Genomic DNA, 519 nt, shown 5'->3' on the forward strand with positions numbered 1-519 from the left:
CTTGTTTTACTGCCTGCGCAAAACTGACTTTTTCGCTTTCGTCTTTTAAATTGTACAGTTCCATTTTTAACCTTATGCACTCACTTGTCGTGCGCCCGCGAGATCCAGGCGGCACAGATGAACAAACCCTTCGCTGTTTTGCAGATAGTGCGTGGTAAACACATCTGCGGCCTGCTCTGCCGCCGCTTTGTTGTCACAAACAGCAAACAGTGTCGGCCCGGAGCCGGAGATCCCGCAGGCTTTCGCGCCGCAGGACATGACCTGTGCGCGCACAGCATCAAAATTCGGTAATAACTGCCGGCGGTACGGCTCAGCAACCACATCACGGATCATAGATGCCGCCAAATCCGCCTGCCCGGTGTGACAGGCGTGGATAAACCCCGCCAGGTTGCGCCCGTGATCCACAATATCAGACCTGGAATATGCCGCCGGTAAAATCGCCCGTGCCTGCGCCGTGGAGACTTTAATGCCCGGATACGCCATCACCCAGTACCAACTGTCAAAACACGGCACCGCCTG

1 protein-coding gene is annotated in these 519 nt (G+C 55.3%); it reads right to left on the minus strand.

The annotated features are described in order from the left end of the window. Window positions 1–72 precede the first annotated feature (72 nt). Window positions 73–519: homoserine kinase (locus tag ABFX36_RS19000; RefSeq protein WP_346077850.1), on the minus strand; the 447-nt coding region annotated here is incomplete at its 5' end.

The sequence above is a fragment of the Gordonia cholesterolivorans genome (assembly GCF_039531975.1).
In the GTDB taxonomy this organism is placed as follows: Bacteria; Actinomycetota; Actinomycetes; order Mycobacteriales; family Mycobacteriaceae; genus Gordonia; species Gordonia sihwensis.